We start from the raw sequence: 16,764 nt of genomic DNA, 5'->3' as shown, positions 1-16,764 counted from the left end.
CGTGATGAATATTTCCGAGCCCTTTATCCGACGTCCGATCGCAACTGCGCTGGCGATGTCGGGTCTCGCAATGGTCGGCCTCGTCGCCTATTTGCTGTTGCCGGTCGCGCCGCTGCCGCAGGTCGACTTTCCCACCATTCAGGTGACGGCCCAGTTGCCAGGCACGAGCCCGGAGACGATGGCCTCTTCGGTGGCAAGCCCGCTGGAGCGGCAGCTGGCGCAGATGTCGGGCGTAGCCCAGCTCACCTCCGTGAGCGGCATTGGAATATCGGTGATCTCGATCCAGTTCGACCTTGCCCGCAATATCGACGCCGCCGGACAGGATGTGCAGGCCGCGATCAACGCCGCCGGTGGGCAATTGCCGAAGAATTTGCCGTCACCGCCGACCTATCGGAAGACCAATCCGTCGGACCCGCCGGTGATGGTGCTTGCGATGACCTCGGACACCCTGCCGATGACGACGGTCAGCGACCTTGCCGACGACATCTTCGCGCAGCAACTTTCCCAGGTCGACGGGGTCGGTGCCGTGCTGATCGCCGGCGCACAAAAGCCCGCCGTGCGCGTCGAAGCCAATCCGCTCGAACTCGCGGGCCGCGGCCTGAGCCTTGAAGATCTGCGGTCGGCCATCGCCACCGCCACGCTCAACGCCCCCAAGGGCACGTTGAACGGCCAGCACCAGGGCTTCACGCTTGAGAACAACGATCAATTGTTCAATGCTGCGGGCTATCGGCCGGTCATCGTCGCCTGGCGCAACGGCTCGCCGGTCCGGCTCGGCGACGTCAGCACTGTGGTGGATGGCGCCGAAAACATTCGCGGGTCCGGCACCTTCAACGGACAGCCGTCGGCCATCCTCATCATTCAGCGGCAACCCGGCGCCAACGTCATCGACACCGTCGAGCACATCAAGGCGGCGTTGCCGCGACTGAAGGCCTCGATCCCGTCGGCCGTCGACGTCCATGTCGTTACCGACCGCACCCAGACCATCCGCGCCTCGGTCGAGGAGGTTCAGTTCACGCTGATGCTCACCATCGCGCTGGTGGTGATGGTGATCTTTTTGTTCCTGCGCAACGGGTGGGCCACCGTGATTCCCGGCATCACCGTTCCGTTGTCGCTGGTTGGCACATTCGCGGTGATGTACGTCCTCGGCTACAGCCTCGACAACCTCTCACTGATGGCATTGACGATCGCGACAGGATTCGTCGTCGACGACGCCATCGTGATGGTTGAGAATGTGGCGCGGTACCTGGAGCAGGGCCACTCGCCGCTCGCGGCTGCGCTGAAGGGTTCGCGCGAAATCGGCTTCACCATCATCTCGATGAGCCTGTCGCTGATCGCGGTGTTCATTCCGGTATTGCTGATGGGCGGCATCATCGGGCGGCTGTTCCGCGAATTTGCCGTCACGGTGAGCGTGGCGATCCTGGTGTCGACCGTCATCTCGCTGACGCTGACGCCGATGATGTGCGCGCAATTGTTGCAGGAGGAAATGGGCAAGCGGCACGGCCGGCTCTATGCTCTGAGCGAGAGGTTCTTCGATGGCATGCTCGCGGTTTACGAATCCGGCCTGCGCTGGGTGCTGCGTCACCGGCGGCTCACGCTGACTGCGACCATCGCGACCATCATCCTGACCGGCTATCTCTATGTCCTGATTCCGAAGGGCTTCTTTCCGCAGCAGGACACCGGATTCATCGTCGCCGTATCGGAATCCTCGCAGGACGTTTCCTATCCAGCCATGCTGGAGCGGCAGTCGCAGCTGGAGCGCATTCTGTTGGCTGATCCCGGCATCGACGGCGTGATGTCGGCAGTCGGCGTCGGCGGCGTCAACCAGACCATGAATAACGGCCGCATGTTCGTCAATCTCAAGCCCCGCGACCAGCGCGATGCCAATGCGAGCCAGATCATCGACCGGCTGCGGCCGAAACTTGCCGCCGTGCAGGGAATTGCGCTGTTCATGCAGGCGTCGCAGGACATCAATGTCGGCGGACGCGCGAGTCGCACGCAGTATCAACTCACGCTCCAGGACAGCGATCTCGACGAGCTCGATCACTGGGCGCCGCTCCTGCTTCGCACCTTGCAGGGAATTCCGTTGCTGCGCGACGTTGCGACCGACCAGCAGATCGCCGGTCCGACCCTGCGGCTCGAGATCAATCGAGACACGGCATCGCGGCTCGGCGTTGCCACCCAGGCGATCGACGATACGCTCTACGATGCATTCGGACAGCGCAAGGTCGCGCAATTCTTCACCCAGCAAAACAGTTATTGGGTGATCCTGGAGGTCGATCCTCAGTTCCAGCTCGATCCTGGCGCGCTCGATTTGATCTACGTGCCGTCCAGCAGCGGGCGGCAGGTGCCGCTGAGCGCGCTGGTCGAACAAAAGCGCACCGTACGGTCGCTATCGGTCAGCCATCAGGGCCAGTTCCCGGCGATCACGCTGTCGTTCAATCTGGCTGCAGGCGCCGCGCTCGGACAGGCCGTCGAGGCGATCGACAAGGCAAAGCGTGACCTCAACGTCCCGGCCACCCTGATCACCACCTTCCAGGGCAATGCCCAGGCCTTTCAGGACTCGCTCAAGACCCAGCCTCTCCTGATCCTCGCGGCGCTGATCGCGGTTTATATCATCCTCGGTGCGCTCTATGAGAGCCTGATCCATCCGATCACGATCCTTTCGACGATTCCTTCGGCTGGTGTCGGTGCGCTTCTCATCCTGATGGCGTTCAACCTCGAGCTCAGCGTCATCGCGCTGATCGGCATCATCCTGTTGATCGGCATCGTCAAGAAGAACGCGATCATGATGATCGATTTTGCAATCCATGCCGAGCTGACCGAGGCTATGGACCCGGAGGAGGCGATCTTCCAGGCGGCGCTCAAACGCTTCCGCCCGATCATGATGACGACGTTCGCGGCGCTGCTCGGCGCCCTGCCGCTTGCGCTCGGGCACGGGACCGGCGCGGAGATCCGCCAGCCGCTCGGATACGCGATCGTCGGCGGCCTGCTGGTGTCGCAATTCCTGACGCTCTACACGACGCCGGTGGTCTACCTCGCGCTGCACCGCTTCAGCCGCAACCGAGCCCGCAAGGTCGTTCCCCGCCCGGTCGAACCGGCGATCGCGGCGGAATGAAATGGTTGGCTGTCGACCCGCCCGTGCGTCCGCAACCATTTGCTGAAGCTTTGATCACGCCTGCGCCGTGGGGACGCAGCCGTCGCGCTTGACATCATCGGCCGCTCCCCCTGTGATAGGCTGGCACGATAACAAGAAATGCAGTGCACAATCTCTGGGGAGGGATTCATGCCGGTCAGGAAGGCCGCCCGCTGGCTCGCGGGTCTGTCTGTCGCGCTTGCGGCGCTGGGCGTGGCCGGCGCCGCGTATGCGCAGGACAAGAAGATCAAGATCGGCGTGATCTTCGATTTGACCGGCCCGCTGGCCGGCGGCGGCTCCGAGCTGCAATATACCGGCGTCAAGATCATGCTTGACCATTACGCCAGGACCGGCGTCGAGGGGTACAAGGTCGAGGCCGTCTACGCCGACGCGCAGAGCAAGCCCGACATCGCCATCAACGAGGCCGTCCGTCTGCTCGAGCAGGAAAAGGTCGACATGGTGATGGGCTTCTTCTCCTCGGCGCAATGCGTGCCGGTGGCAGCCCGGGTCGACCAGATGAAGAAATTCATGTGGATCACGACCTGCATCTCCTCGGGCGTGTTCGACGGCAAGAACTACAAATACGTGTTCCGCCCGCAGGCCGCCGGCAACCAGTACGGCATGATGACGACCGACTTCATCGCGCAATACTCCATGTCCAAGTTCGGCAAGGAGCCGAAGGACCTCCGCGTTGCCATCATCCATGAGGACGGCGCATACGGCGTCGACGTCGCCAAGGGCAACGAAGCCGGTGCAAAGAAGGCCGGCTTCAACATCGTGCTCAAGGAGGGCTATTCGGCGACCGCGCCCGATCTGTCGGCGCTGGTCACCAAGCTGAAGCGCGCCAAGCCCGATGTGATCTTCCACACCGGCTACAATCCGGACATTACCCTGTTGTTCCGCCAGGCGCGCGAGCAGGGACTGAAGTTCGGCGCCATCGTCGGCCACGGTGCCGGCTACGGCGTCTATGAGAAGCTGAAGGAAGGCCTCGGCGCCGATGCCAATTATCTCTTCAACACCGACCCGATCTCGATCTGGCTCGCCAACCAGAAGACCATGGACCCGAAGCTGCCGCCGGTGATCAAGATGGTCGGCGAGGAGTTCGACAAGCTCAAGCCCGGCGTGCCGATCCGCTCCGCCCATGTCGGCATCGGCGCGGCCAACGCCTATGTCTTCCTCGACGACGTGCTGCCGCGCGCGATCAAGAAGTATGGCGGCATCGATCCCGATGCGCTGCGCAAGGCCGCGCTCGACACCGACATTCCCGAGGGCGGCACCATGCTCGGTTACGGCGTGAAGTTCTACGGCGAGGGCGAGCAGTACGCCGGGCAGAACGCGCGCTCGTTCCCGGTGGTGCTGCAATATATCGACGATAAATCCTATGTGGTGTGGCCGAAGAGCCAGATGCAGCGCGAGACCGTGCTGCCGCTGCCGGCCGGCACCACCTACAGCTACAAATAGCCGAGCAAGATGAGATCAGGTCGAACAGCAGCCGCGAAGGAACCGCGCTCCCTCTCCCGCTTGCGGGGGAGGGCTGGGGTGGGGGCTCTCTCCGCGAGTCTCATTGTGGAGAGAGCCCCCACCCGGATCGCATCTTCGATGCGGTCCGACCTCCCCCGCCAGCGGGAGAGGTGCAGCGAGTCTGCGGCCAAGCCGTCTCCACCTGACTTCTTCCTGCTCTAGCGCTCGCGAAAGGGACGCCGTGCTCGCCGTCGAAGGCCTGGTCAAGCGGTTTGGCGGCTTTTGCGCCGTCAACAACGTGTCGTTCCGCGTCGAGCAGGGCGAGATCCTCGGCCTGATCGGCCCGAACGGCTCGGGCAAGAGCACGATCTTCAACATGCTGTCGGGCACCTTGCCGCCGACCGAGGGCTCGATCCTGTTCGACGGCCGCGAGATCGCAGGGCTCGCCCCGCACCGGATCATCGTCGGCGGCATCGGCCGCACCTTCCAGATCCCGCGGCCGTTCCATCGCCTGAGCATTTTCGAGAATGTCGTGCTCGCCGGCTTCTATGGCCAGGGCCGCCATAGCCGCAGCAAGGCCGAGGAGGCGGCCGAACGCGCGCTGGCGATGGTCGGCCTGCCGACCGATCGGCATAGTAGTGTCGAGGGGCTGGGGGCCGCGGGGTTGAAGAAACTCGAACTCGCCAAGGCGCTCGCCACCGGACCGAAATTGTTGTTGGCCGATGAAAGCCTCGGCGGTCTTGACGAGACCGAGATGGACCAGGCTGCCGACATGCTGCGCCGGATCCGCGACGAACTCGGCATCACCATCATCTGGGTCGAGCACATCATGGGTGTCTTGATGCGCGTGGTCGATCGGGTGATGGTGCTGGATCACGGCGAGAAGATCGCCGAGGGCCTACCGGCCGATGTCGCGGGCGATGCCAGGGTGATCGAGGTCTATCTCGGCACCGATGCGGATGCGAGCTTGGCTGCCGCCGTCGCCGAGCAGGCGCGCCGCCGGATCGGGGCGTGACCGGCATGCTGGAGCTCCGATCGATCGACGCCGGCTATGGCAGCTTCCAGGCGCTATTCGACGTCAGCCTCGACGTCAAGGCGGGCGAGGCGGTCGGCGTGATCGGCCCGAATGGCGCCGGCAAGACCACCTTGATGCGCGTGATATCCGGCCTGATCCGCCCAAGTAACGGCAAGATATCGATGGAGGGCGCCGACGTCGTCAAGACGCCGGCGCATCGCATCGTCAGCCTCGGGATTGCGCATGTGCCGGAGAACCGCCGGCTGTTTCCGCGGCTCACCGTGGCAGACAATCTGAAGATGGGCGCCTACATGCCGGGCGCCCGCGCACACTACGCCGAACGGCTCGATTTCGTGTTCGAGCTGTTCCCGCGCATGAAGGAACGCCGCCACCAGATGGCCGGCACCATGTCGGGAGGCGAACAGCAGATGTGCGCGATCGGCCGCGCGCTGATGTCGAACCCGAAATTGCTGCTGCTCGATGAGCCCTCAGCCGGGCTCGCGCCGGTCGTGGTGCAGCAGGTGTTCGAGTTGGTCAAGCGCATCCGCGCCAGCGGGCTGACGGTGTTGATCGTCGAGCAGAACGTGCAGCAGGTGCTGCGCGTGGTCGACCGCGCGTATCTCTTGGAAGCCGGCAGCATCCGCGCCGCCGGCACGGCGGCGGAACTCGCGGCGAGCGACACCATCAAGCAGGCGTATCTCGGGGTGTAGGGGATGATTGGATTGGTCGGGACGATCACCGCGAGGACGCTCCACTCCCTCTCCCGCTTGCGGGGGAGGGCCGGGGTGGGGGTGTCTCCATGGTCGAGAACCTCCGCGGGGCGAGAGCCCCCACCCGGCGCGCGTCCGCGCGCCGACCTCCCCCGCAAGCGGGAGAGGTAAGAAAGGCAGAGCGGCCATGCAATCCTTCCTCGACATTTTCGACATCTACCTGCTGGAGGCCGTGATCAACGGCATCCTGCTCGGCGGAGTGCTGGCGCTCCTGGCGCTCGGGCTCAACCTGATCTTCGGCGTCATCGACGTCACCTGGATCTGCTACGCTGAGCTTGTGATGATCGGCATGTACGGCATGTACTATCTCGTGCAGGTGTTTCACTTGCCGTACTGGGCCGCCGCGCCGCTCGTCATCCTGCTGGTGGCGCTGCTCGGCGCCGCGCTGCATTTCCTGGTCATCGCGCCGCTGTTGACGGCGCCGCCGATCAACCAGCTGCTCGCCACCGGCGGCGTGCTGTTCATCCTGCAGAGTTTTGCCACCGTCGCCTTCGGCATCGACTTCCGCAATCTCGGCATCCGCCTGCCGGTGCTGGCGCTCGGCGAGATGAATTTCAGTTACGCGCGACTCTTGTCGTTCGGCGCGGCGCTGGTCGGCATGATCGGCGTCTATCTGTTCCTGACCCGCACCTTCACCGGCACCGCGATCCGCGCCATCGCGCAGGACCGCCAGATCATGCCGCTGATGGGCGTCGATCCCAAGCGCATCTATCTCGTCACCTCCGCGATCGGCGGCGGGCTCGCCGGCCTCGCGGCCTGTCTGCTGGTGCTGCAATATGACGTGCATCCGTTCGTCGGACTGTCGTTCGGACCGATCACCTTCCTGATCTGCGTGCTCGGCGGTCTCGGCAATTTCATCGGCGGCTTCATTGCCGCTTTTGTGTTTGCCGAGATCATCTCGCTCGGCGGCCTGTTCTCCGATCTCGAATGGGGCTACGTGCTGGCGTTCGCCTTCTTCATCGTCATGATGTTCATCCGGCCCGCGGGCCTCCTGGCGAGGCGCTCGTGAACAGAGGGCTCGCCGGCTGGATCATCGCGCTGCTCGCGCTCGTGGCGCTGCCCTTCGTGCATCGCGACCCCTACCATCTGCACGTGCTGGTGCTGATCCTCATCTGGTCGTTCGCCTATACGTCGTGGTCGATCATGGGCCGCTTCGGCCTGGTCTCGCTCGGCCATGGCGGCTTCATGGGCATCGGCGCCTATGTCACCGCGCTGCTCTGGAATCACCTCGGCGTCTCGCCCTGGATCGGGATTCCTCTCAGCATGGCGACCGCGGGCGTGCTCGCGCTCGTCGTCGCCTATCCCTGCTTCCGCTTCCGCATCACCGGGCACTATTTCGTGCTGGTGACCCTGGCGCTGTCCGGCATCGTGCTGCAAGTCATCACCGCGACCCGCGACTATACCGGCGGCTCGCTCGGCTACACGCCGCAGCGCGCGCCGAGCGGCAAGGGGCTGTTCGCGCTGCAATTCGACGACAAGATCACCTGGTACCTGATCGCGCTCGCAGTCTGGGTCGCAGGTCTCGTGATCTGGCGCGCGATCGACCGCAGCATGATCCGCCATGCCATGGAGGCGATCTCGGAGGATGAGGATGCGGCGGCAGCGGCCGGCGTCAATGTCACCGCCGAGAAGCTCAAGATCACCCTGATCAGCGCGCTGATGACCGCGCTGTCCGGCGCGCTCTACTGCCAGTACCAGATGTTCATCTCGCCGGACACGGTGAGCGGCATCGCGGTTTCCTTGCAGATGGTGTTCGCGGCGATCGTCGGCGGCGTCTATGTCGCGCTGGGGCCGACGGTCGGCGCCATCATCACCATCGTGCTGGCCGAGGTGCTGCGCATCTCGTTCGGTACCAAGGCGGTCGGCTGGGACAATCTGGTCTATGGCGTGCTGCTGGTGCTTTTCATCATCTTCCTGCCCAAGGGCATTCTTGGTAGCGTGATCGACCGGATCAAATCGCCACGCAAGCCGTCGAGAGGCCATGAGCAGCAAACCGTCCCCATCGCTCGCCGATGAACTGAAACCCTTTGTCGCGCCGTTCCGCTTCGATGGATCAGGCGAATTTCACCTGAAATCGTATCCGACCGCCGAGAAGGGCGGCATCGACAAGGACGCCGGCGGCAAGATCATCGAGGCCAATCGCAAGCGGCTCAACGACTTCCAGGAGAAGCTCTACGCCCAGGACCGCTGGTCGCTGCTCCTGATCTTCCAGGGCATGGACGCCGCCGGCAAGGACAGTGCGATCAAGAGCGTGTTCGAGGGCGTCAATCCGCAGGGCTGCGAGGTCTCCTCGTTCAAGCAGCCCTCGACCAAGGAGCTCGACCACGATTTCATGTGGCGCGCCATGATCGCGCTGCCGGAGCGCGGCCACATCGGCATCTTCAACCGCTCCTACTACGAGGAGTGCCTGGTGGTGCGGGTGCATCCCGAGGTGCTCGGCAAGCAGAAGCTCCCGAAGAAGCTGGTGACCAAGGATATCTGGCGCGAGCGCTTCGAGGACATCTCGGCGATCGAGCGCTATCTGTCGCGCAACGGCACCATGATCCTGAAATTCTTCCTGCATGTCTCCAAGGAGGAGCAGCGCCGGCGCTTCCTCGACCGGCTCGAGGAGCCGGCCAAGAACTGGAAGTTCTCGATGGCCGACGTCACCGAGCGCGCGCTGTGGGCCAAGTACCAGGCCGCCTACCAGGACATGATCCACCGCACCGCGACCGGGGACGCGCCCTGGCACATCGTGCCCGCCGACCACAAATGGTTCGCCCGCGTCGTGATCGGCTCGACCATCGTCAATGCGCTCGACAGGCTCGAGCTGAAATTCCCCGAGGTCGACAAGGCGGACCTGAGCGAATTCAAGCGCGTCCGCGCGGCGCTGGAAGCGGAAGGCAAGGGCGGCGCGGCGGAGAAGAATGCGCCGGCGAAGAAGTAGCGCCCATCGTCTGCCGTTCGCGCCGCCGTCACGTGAGGTGAGCAGGCCCGGTCAGGCTCCCTCTCCCGCTTGCGGGGGAGGGCTGGGGTGGGGGTCTATCCGCGAGTCATATCGTGGAGAAAGCCCCCACCCGCCGCGCTACGCGCGTCGGCCTCCCCCGCAAGCGGGAGAGGCGAAACGAGTCTGCGGTCCGACTGCTTCAACCGAAAATCATCCCGCTTCTATCCCTTGCGCGAGGGCATCCAGGCGGACAGTAGATAGAAGCCGATCGCCACGATCAGGAGGTAGCGGAAGCCGAGCAGGGTCGAGCACGACTCGGCGAGGCCGCCGATGACAGATCCCGCGATGTTGGATCCGAACGCCTGATCGGGATTGGCTTCGTCGCGGAACGAGCGGGCGAAGATCACGCCGGCGAAGAACATCGGGCCGAGCGCCAGCGCGCACGGGATCACGTAGCGCCAGACGATGCCGCCGCTCAGGAACGTGTCGAGCGGCACCAGCACCGAGACCGCCAGCAGCGCCAGCAGCCCGGCATAGTGCCGCGCCAGCCGGGTCGACGGCACCTTGATCACGTACAAATTGGCGGCGAGGATCAGCAGCAGCGCGGTGAAGAACACCGCCGAGTTGACCAGCCAGGTGCTGCCGAACAGCAGCGCCATCTGCACCACCGCCTTGGTCTCGAGCAGCATGAAGGCTGCGCCGAGGAAGAACATCCGGTTGTTGGGCCGCCAGACGCCCTTCGGCTTGAACAGATAGACGAGGCCAAGCCCGAGCACGCCGAGCAGGATCATCGAGCGAACGGTCAGATCGGGGATCAGCCTGCCGCTGACATAGAGGAACGGCCAGTCGTCGCTGGTCGATTGCTTGGCGCCTTCATTGTCGACCACCAGTTTCGCCGGCGCGAGCGGCACCCAGTCGCCGTGCCGCGCGGCAGCCTTGTCCTGTCCCTTTTCTTGCGGCTTGTCGAAGCCGTTGACCGCCAGGTTCTCCGGCGGAATGCTGTTCAGCCAGAACTGGCCGCGGTCACGGAACGCGGTCGAGATGCGCGGATTGCAGCCCGCGATGATGGTGGTGAAGCCGACCGCTTCGGACGAGGTCAGCGTTTCCTTGTAGGGCAGCGGCAGCACCAGCGGATCGCAGCCGAACACCTGCTTGGCCATTTCGGCGACGCGTTGCACGATCCAGCCCTGGCGATAGTAGTTGTACATCACGAAGACGCCGTCCTGCTTCAGCACGCGGCGGACGTCCTGGAACGCCTGTTCGGTGAACAGATAGCTTTCGAGGCGGATGTTGGCGTAGCCGCTGTGCAGGATCAGCGAGTCGACGAGGGCATACACCACCAGATCGTATTTGCGTTCGGTGGTGCGAAGGAAATGCCGGCCGTCGTCGAGATGCGGCACCACCCTCGGATCCTGATAGGGCTTGTCGGGATGGTTGTGGATTCCGATGTTCTGGATCACGGGATCGATCTCGACCGCATCGATGCGCTCCACGCCGAAGCGCAAGGCGTGCGAGAGGTCGTTGCCGGAACCGGCGCCGATGATCATGACGTCCTTGAACGGCGCGCCGCCGCTGTGCTTCTGCAGCAGGTGGATCAGCGAATAGGACGAGCCGCGTTCGCTGAACGGCATCATTTCCTGATGGCCGATGCTGTTGACGGTGATCACGCCGTTCGATTTGTTGAGGTCGACGGCGTAATAGGGCGACCAGCGGATGTCGTGGCTGTCGGAACGATCGGTGTAGTAGGCGGTAAATCCCACCACGATGATGATCGTCGCAAGGCGCAGGATCGACAGCGCCTTGTCCTGGTAGAGCAGGTAGACGATGCCGGCGCAGCTGATGCCGAACCAGACCACCGGCGGCGCCTGCGCGAACGACAGCAGCGAGAACCCGACGATGCCCGCGAGGCTGCCGCCGATATTCAGCGAATAGCCGGCGACGCGGTTGGGGTAGGCGTCGAAGGCGCGGCCGAGCGTCTGGCCGAGGCCGACGAACATCAGCGCGATCAGCACGAAGAACAGCCCGGCGATCGCCTCGATCGGCACGACGAATTTGGCGAGATCCGGGTTGCGATACTCGGTGCCGAAAAACACTTCCTGGGGCGAGGCCTGATGGCCGACGTCGACCGCGAACTGGCCCCAGTTGGAATACAGCGCCATGATCGTGGCCACGGCAGCGAAGGTCACGAGGGCGAGCCCCGGAAACAGCGCAAGCCAGTTGGTGGTCCGCCGTGCGGCAAGGCAGCCGCAGGACATGCCGAGGAAGGCCGCGAGCAGCACGATATTGGTGAAGAATTGCAGGAACACGACCTTGGCCGAGAACCAGCGGATGCAGGCCAGTTCGAGAAACAGGATCAGGAATCCGACCAGGAAGAGATTGAAGCCGGCTTGGCGCTGATTGGGCCCATCGGCCAGGTTCGTCGTGGGCATGATCCTGATATCTCCTTAACCAACCAAAGGACGCGCCCTAACACCCGGTCGCCGCCGGCACACTAGATGCAACCAGTTGAGCAAAGATTGATTTACCCGGCCGCATACGCGCCACGGCTGTCGCCGGCCGGTGCCGCGCATGCTGTCATGGTGTAGGAAAGGTTTCGCTGCGCTCGTGTTTTGGCCGGGACATAGGCGAGCGGAAGCGACGCCGTGCTTCGGACGGCTGAGCCCGGCCATGACGGTGCGGATAGGTTAGTCGATGCCAATCAGGCTGCGCGACCCGCGAGGGGAAGGAAGCCTTCCCCTCGCGAGAAGCGGGCGAAGTCACGCTCGAATCGCGCCGCGCGCAGCCGTCGTCACGCCGCAGCCTCTCCGAACACCATCTGCCACCCCTTGCGCGTATCCATGTATTCCCGAACCTGCTTGATGCGGCCTGCCTCGACCACGAACACGAAGCAGTAGTCGTTGTCATAGCGCCGGCCGTCCGGCAGCGTCGCGCGCATGCGCTCCTCGACGATCACGCTGTCGCCGTCGGCATGAACGGCGCGGAACGCGATGTCGACCTCGGAGAACAGGCGGTGCATCTCGGTTGCGATGAAGCGGGCGATCGCATCCGCGCCGATCATGTGATCGGTGTGATCGAGCGCGACCGCGGTGGCGTTGCGGGCTGGCGCGATCCATTCGGCATCCGGTGCGAACAGTACAGCAATCAGGTCGGCGTCGCGGGTCCTGAAGGTCTGCCAGGCGTTGAGGACGATTTGCTTGTTGGTCGAGCTCGTCATTGCGATGTCTCCAGGGTGATCGATCGGCTCGATCTAGGTCAGCATGGCGAGGCCTGCTGGCCGGAATCGGACCTCATCACCGGCGGCCACTTTCCCCGATCGCGCGATGCGCTAGTGTGCGGCCATGCTCAGCTTCGAGGTCTGCAACGCTGCGCGGCTGCGGCGCGACGCGCGCTATGACGGCCGTTTCTTCACCGCGGTGAAGACCACGCGGATCTATTGCCGCCCGGTCTGTCCGGTGAAGCACCCGCTGCCGCGCAACGTCATCTATTACCCGACCGCCGCCGCGGCGGAGGCGGCGGGCTATCGGCCATGCCTGCGCTGCCGTCCCGAAACCGCGCCGTTCTGTCCGGCGTGGAACGGCACGCGCTCCACGGTTGCGCGCGCGTTGAAGCTGATCGACGGCGGCGCGCTCGAGCGCGGCTCGGTTGCTGCCCTGGCCGACCGGCTCGGTATCACCTCGCGCCACCTCGGGCGGCTGTTCGAGCGCCACGTCGGCGCCAGCCCGCAGCAGGTCGCGACCACCCGCCGCGTGCAGCGCGCCAAGCGGCTGATCGACACCACCGATGATGCGATGACCGAGATCGCCTTCCGCGCCGGCTTCGGCAGCGTCCGCCGTTTCAACGCCGCCTTCGCCGGTCTCTACGGCCGCTCGCCGTCGAGCCTGCGCGCGTCTTCGCGCGGGCGGAGGTGAGGCGACAGGGACGGGCGCGCGTCGAGCCATGCGGCACGATAGGTCAACCCCGCTGACCATCTTTACCCATTGCGGCGGCTTGCCATAATCGTCTAGAACGACGGCGCATAGCGCGCCCCGGCAACCAACCGTCAACGGTTTTGCCCGAGGATTTCGGCGCTCAACAGGGTCTGGCAATGCTGATTCGCGGCCAAATCGATGGGATTTCGGGGGAGGTGGCCCAAGCTACCGCCACGATCCCGGCCGCACGGCCCACCCTGCTTATTGGCGGCCTTCTTCTTACTTGCCCCTGAGGGCCGGCTGGGCGTTTGCGCCTGGGCACTCAGGGGTTTGTACGAGATCACCGGACCCTGATATCGCCCAAGCAACATGACGGGCGCAAAGCTTAAAGGAATTTCTCACATGGCCACCACGAACAAGTCCGAGAAGGACCGCGTCATCATTTTCGACACCACCTTGCGCGACGGCGAGCAGTGCCCCGGCGCCACCATGACCTTCGAGGAGAAGCTCGAGGTCGCCGAGCTGCTGGACGATATGGGCGTCGACGTCATCGAGGCCGGCTTCCCGATCACCTCGGAAGGCGACTTCCAGGCGGTCAGCGAGATCGCCCGCCGCTCCAAGAACGCGGTCATCGCGGGCCTCTCCCGCGCCCATCCGGCCGACATCGACCGCTGCGCCGAAGCCGTCAAGTTCGCCCGCCGCGGCCGCGTCCATACCGTGATCGCGACCTCGCCGCTGCACATGCGCGTGAAGCTGAACAAGACCCCCGAGGAGGTCATCGAGACCTCGGTCGCGATGGTCGCTCGCGCCCGCAACCAGATCGACGACGTCGAATGGTCGGCCGAGGACGGCACCCGCAGCGAGATGGACTATCTGTGCCGGATCGTCGAGGCCGTGATCAAGGCCGGCGCCACCACGGTGAACATCCCCGACACCGTCGGCTACACGGTGCCGGAGGAATACACCCACTTCATGCGGACGCTGATCGAGCGGGTGCCGAACTCCGACAAGGCGATCTTCTCGGTGCACTGCCACAACGACCTCGGCATGGCGGTGGCGAACTCGCTGGCCGGCATCGTCGGCGGCGCGCGCCAGGTCGAGTGCACGGTCAACGGCATCGGCGAGCGCGCCGGCAATGCCGCGCTGGAAGAGATCGTGATGGCGATCAATGTACGGAACGACAAGTTTCCGTACTGGAACAAGATCGACACCACGCAGCTGACCCGCGCCTCGAAAGTCGTGTCGGCCGCCACCTCGTTCCCGGTGCAGTACAACAAGGCGATCGTCGGCCGTAACGCGTTCGCCCATGAGAGCGGCATCCATCAGGACGGCGTGCTGAAGGACGCCTCGACCTACGAGATCATGCGGCCCGAGATGGTCGGCCTGAAGCAGTCCTCGCTGGTGCTCGGCAAGCATTCCGGCCGCCACGCCTTCATCCACAAGCTGGAGGAGATGGGCTACAAGCTCGGCGCCAACCAGCTGGAGGATGCCTTTACGCGGATGAAGGCGCTGGCCGACCGCAAGAAGGACATCTACGACGAGGACATCGAGGCGCTGGTCGACCAGGAGATGGCGGCCGCGCACGACCGCATCAAGCTGGCCTCGCTGACCGTGATCGCCGGCACCCATGGCCCGCAGCGCGCGACCATGAAGCTCGACGTCGACGGCCAGATCAAGATCGAGGAAGCCGAGGGCAACGGCCCGGTCGATGCCGTCTTCAACTGCATCAAGCGTCTGGTGCCGCACGAGGCCAAGCTGGAGCTCTATCAGGTCCACGCCGTGACCGAAGGCACCGACGCACAGGCCGAAGTCTCGGTGCGTCTGGCGCACGAAGGCCGCTCGATGACCGCGCGCGCCGCCGATCCGGACACGCTGGTCGCATCCGCAAAGGCCTATCTCGGCGCGCTGAACAAGATCGTGATGAAGCGCCAGCGCGACGTCCCGGCGACCAAGGTCGCAGGCTGACGGTTCACTCGATCAAAGCATTCGGAAACGCGGCGCCTCGGCGCCGCGTTTTTTGTTGGATCACCTTCGCGAAGCCATCACCTTCGCGATATCGCGGGCCGCTACATCAGGCGGCCGGCCTGATGTTCTGGTTGACCCGGAACAGATTGGCGGAGTCATATTTGCGCTTCACCGCCGCCAGTCGCGCATAGTTGGACCCGTAGGTTGCCTTGAGGCGGGCGTCGCCCTCATCATCCATCATGAAATTCGGGTAGGCGCCGCCGAGGTCGAACGGGTGAACCGCTTCCCAATAGGCCTTGGTCCATCGGGTGAGCGGCCCCGCCTTTTGCGGATTCGGATCGATGCCGGCGATGACCATCGACCAGGTCGCATCGCGGCAATTCCAGGCGGTCTCGCCGCTGCCGACGCGATGCACCGCGCCGTCGATCGGGTAGAGATGCATGAGCGACAATTCGCTTGGCGCTTGCGCGGCCTGCTCAAGATGGACGTCGATCGCGGCGTCCGGCAGCGTCTTGACGAAATCGCCACGCCAATACCACTGCATGCCCTTGGGATAGAGCCCGTCGAACATGCTCTGCACCGCCGGATACGGCATCGTCCCCGTCCAGTTTAACCACGGCGCCGGCAATGCGTCGAGCAACGGCGCCAGAGCCTTCCTGGCCGCATCCTCCGGGCCGTCGTAGCAGCACATCAGGAGGCAGATGGGCTTTCCCCAAAGCTCTTCCGGAAACGGCGGACTGGACAGAACCGTCTTGAGCCCGAGGAAAATGCCGAGTTCCTCCGGTGCTGCCGGCAGGAAGTCGCGATAGCGCTGCATGATGGTGCGCGCCTGCTTCTGGTCCCAGGCGATCGGCCCGGCAAAGACCGTGTTGACGGGGTGGAGCTGGAACACAAAGGAGGTGACAACGCCGAAATTGCCGCCGCCGCCGCGCAGCGCCCAGAACAGATCGGGGTTGTTGTCCTTGCTGGCGACGACGAAGCTGCCATCGGCGAGCACGACGTCGGCCTCGACCAGATTGTCGATGGTGAGGCCGTATTTGCGGGTGAGATAGCCGTGGCCACCGCTCAGGGTCAGGCCGGCGATCCCGGTCGTCGAGATGATGCCGGCCGGCACCGCAAGGCCGAACGCGTGCGTGGCATGGTCGACGTCGCCCTGGGTGCATCCGGCACCGACCCGCGCTTGGCGAGTAACCGGGTCGACGCGAACGCCCTTCATGGCGGAGAGGTCGATGACCAGCCCGTCATCGACGCTGGCGAAGCCGGGTCCATTGTGGCCGCCGCCGCGGATCGCGATTGGCAGGTCATTGTCGCGGCCGAACGTCACCGCAGCGATCACGTCCGCGACATCGGCACAGCGGGCGATCAGCAATGGCCGCTTGTCGATCATGCCATTATAGAGCGCACGGGCTTCGTCGTAGTTGGCCTCGCCACGCTCGATGACTGTACCGCGCAGGCTCTCACGCAACTTGATCTTGGCTTCGTCACGCATGATCCTCTCCTGATCTCACGGGTCAGTTGGGTTGCCCGACAGGGCCTGTGCTCCCGTCCGTGTCGGAACTCGGCCCTGCCAGTCGCCGGCGTTATGC

General features: G+C 64.5%; 12 protein-coding genes. 9 read left to right on the top strand and 3 right to left on the bottom strand.

Annotated elements, in window-relative coordinates; all coding sequences use genetic code 11:
- Positions 1-4 precede the first annotated feature (4 nt).
- From ACVIGB_RS16935 to ACVIGB_RS16905, 7 genes are all read left to right on the top strand, one after another.
- On the top strand, positions 5-3,115 hold the full coding sequence (locus ACVIGB_RS16935; RefSeq protein WP_456721759.1) for a multidrug efflux RND transporter permease subunit: 3,111 nt from the start codon (positions 5-7) through the stop codon (positions 3,113-3,115).
- A 168-nt stretch (positions 3,116-3,283) separates the two neighbouring features.
- Entirely contained in the window at positions 3,284-4,594 is a 1,311-nt protein-coding gene (locus ACVIGB_RS16930; RefSeq protein ID WP_456721760.1) for an ABC transporter substrate-binding protein, read from the top strand.
- Between the two features lie 241 nt (positions 4,595-4,835).
- Positions 4,836-5,609 carry an ABC transporter ATP-binding protein gene (locus ACVIGB_RS16925; RefSeq protein ID WP_173637918.1) on the top strand — a complete coding sequence of 258 codons (774 nt, stop codon included), beginning with the start codon at positions 4,836-4,838 and terminating at the stop codon, positions 5,607-5,609.
- A gap of 5 nt (positions 5,610-5,614) precedes the next feature.
- The gene (locus ACVIGB_RS16920; RefSeq protein WP_342729148.1) at positions 5,615-6,319 is read left to right on the top strand and encodes an ABC transporter ATP-binding protein; all 705 of its coding nucleotides are present in this window, start codon (positions 5,615-5,617) and stop codon (positions 6,317-6,319) included.
- 187 nt (positions 6,320-6,506) lie between these two features.
- The gene (locus tag ACVIGB_RS16915) at positions 6,507-7,388 is read left to right on the top strand and encodes a branched-chain amino acid ABC transporter permease (RefSeq protein ID WP_342727726.1); all 882 of its coding nucleotides are present in this window, start codon (positions 6,507-6,509) and stop codon (positions 7,386-7,388) included.
- Positions 7,385-8,395: a branched-chain amino acid ABC transporter permease gene (locus ACVIGB_RS16910; RefSeq protein ID WP_092115807.1), complete on the top strand. Its 1,011-nt coding sequence runs from the start codon at positions 7,385-7,387 to the stop codon at positions 8,393-8,395. The genes ACVIGB_RS16915 and ACVIGB_RS16910 overlap by 4 nt, the downstream gene beginning before the upstream one ends.
- Entirely contained in the window at positions 8,361-9,305 is a 945-nt protein-coding gene (locus ACVIGB_RS16905) for a polyphosphate kinase 2 family protein (RefSeq protein ID WP_456749173.1), read from the top strand. Before ACVIGB_RS16910 ends, ACVIGB_RS16905 begins: the two co-directional genes overlap by 35 nt.
- A 221-nt stretch (positions 9,306-9,526) precedes the next feature.
- On the opposite strand, the gene ACVIGB_RS16900 is transcribed toward ACVIGB_RS16905, so the two are convergent.
- Positions 9,527-11,734, bottom strand: coding sequence for a spermidine synthase (locus tag ACVIGB_RS16900; protein ID WP_456721761.1), 2,208 nt, complete (start codon positions 11,732-11,734; stop codon positions 9,527-9,529).
- Positions 11,735-12,093: 359 nt separating this feature from the next.
- Positions 12,094-12,519, bottom strand: a complete 426-nt coding sequence (locus tag ACVIGB_RS16895) for a nuclear transport factor 2 family protein (RefSeq protein ID WP_456721762.1) — start codon at positions 12,517-12,519, stop codon at positions 12,094-12,096.
- A 124-nt stretch (positions 12,520-12,643) separates the two neighbouring features.
- On the opposite strand from ACVIGB_RS16895, the gene ACVIGB_RS16890 reads away from it, so the two are divergent.
- Both ACVIGB_RS16890 and ACVIGB_RS16885 read left to right on the top strand, forming a co-directional pair.
- Positions 12,644-13,213: a bifunctional transcriptional activator/DNA repair enzyme AdaA gene (locus ACVIGB_RS16890; RefSeq protein ID WP_456721763.1), complete on the top strand. Its 570-nt coding sequence runs from the start codon at positions 12,644-12,646 to the stop codon at positions 13,211-13,213.
- A gap of 402 nt (positions 13,214-13,615) precedes the next feature.
- Positions 13,616-15,178, top strand: a complete 1,563-nt coding sequence (locus ACVIGB_RS16885; RefSeq protein ID WP_456721764.1) for a 2-isopropylmalate synthase — start codon at positions 13,616-13,618, stop codon at positions 15,176-15,178.
- Positions 15,179-15,284: 106 nt separating this feature from the next.
- On the opposite strand, the gene ACVIGB_RS16880 is transcribed toward ACVIGB_RS16885, so the two are convergent.
- Positions 15,285-16,667, bottom strand: a complete 1,383-nt coding sequence (locus ACVIGB_RS16880; RefSeq protein WP_456721765.1) for an FAD-binding oxidoreductase — start codon at positions 16,665-16,667, stop codon at positions 15,285-15,287.
- Between the last annotated feature and the right edge of the window lie 97 nt (positions 16,668-16,764).

This window comes from Bradyrhizobium sp. USDA 4341 (assembly GCF_054063755.1).
The sequence above is the reverse complement of the archived record's forward strand: the minus strand, read 5'-3'. Positions and strand labels throughout refer to the sequence as shown.

Coding starts and splice junctions, on each gene's coding strand:
- ACVIGB_RS16880 (WP_456721765.1), bottom strand. CDS start 16,667: ATGCGTGACGAAGCCAAGATCAAGTTGCGTGAGAGCCTGCGCGGTACA.
- ACVIGB_RS16895 (WP_456721762.1), bottom strand. CDS start 12,519: ATGACGAGCTCGACCAACAAGCAAATCGTCCTCAACGCCTGGCAGACC.
- ACVIGB_RS16935 (WP_456721759.1), top strand. CDS start 5: ATGAATATTTCCGAGCCCTTTATCCGACGTCCGATCGCAACTGCGCTG.
- ACVIGB_RS16900 (WP_456721761.1), bottom strand. CDS start 11,734: ATGCCCACGACGAACCTGGCCGATGGGCCCAATCAGCGCCAAGCCGGC.
- ACVIGB_RS16885 (WP_456721764.1), top strand. CDS start 13,616: ATGGCCACCACGAACAAGTCCGAGAAGGACCGCGTCATCATTTTCGAC.
- ACVIGB_RS16930 (WP_456721760.1), top strand. CDS start 3,284: ATGCCGGTCAGGAAGGCCGCCCGCTGGCTCGCGGGTCTGTCTGTCGCG.
- ACVIGB_RS16915 (WP_342727726.1), top strand. CDS start 6,507: ATGCAATCCTTCCTCGACATTTTCGACATCTACCTGCTGGAGGCCGTG.
- ACVIGB_RS16890 (WP_456721763.1), top strand. CDS start 12,644: ATGCTCAGCTTCGAGGTCTGCAACGCTGCGCGGCTGCGGCGCGACGCG.
- ACVIGB_RS16920 (WP_342729148.1), top strand. CDS start 5,615: ATGCTGGAGCTCCGATCGATCGACGCCGGCTATGGCAGCTTCCAGGCG.
- ACVIGB_RS16905 (WP_456749173.1), top strand. CDS start 8,361: ATGAGCAGCAAACCGTCCCCATCGCTCGCCGATGAACTGAAACCCTTT.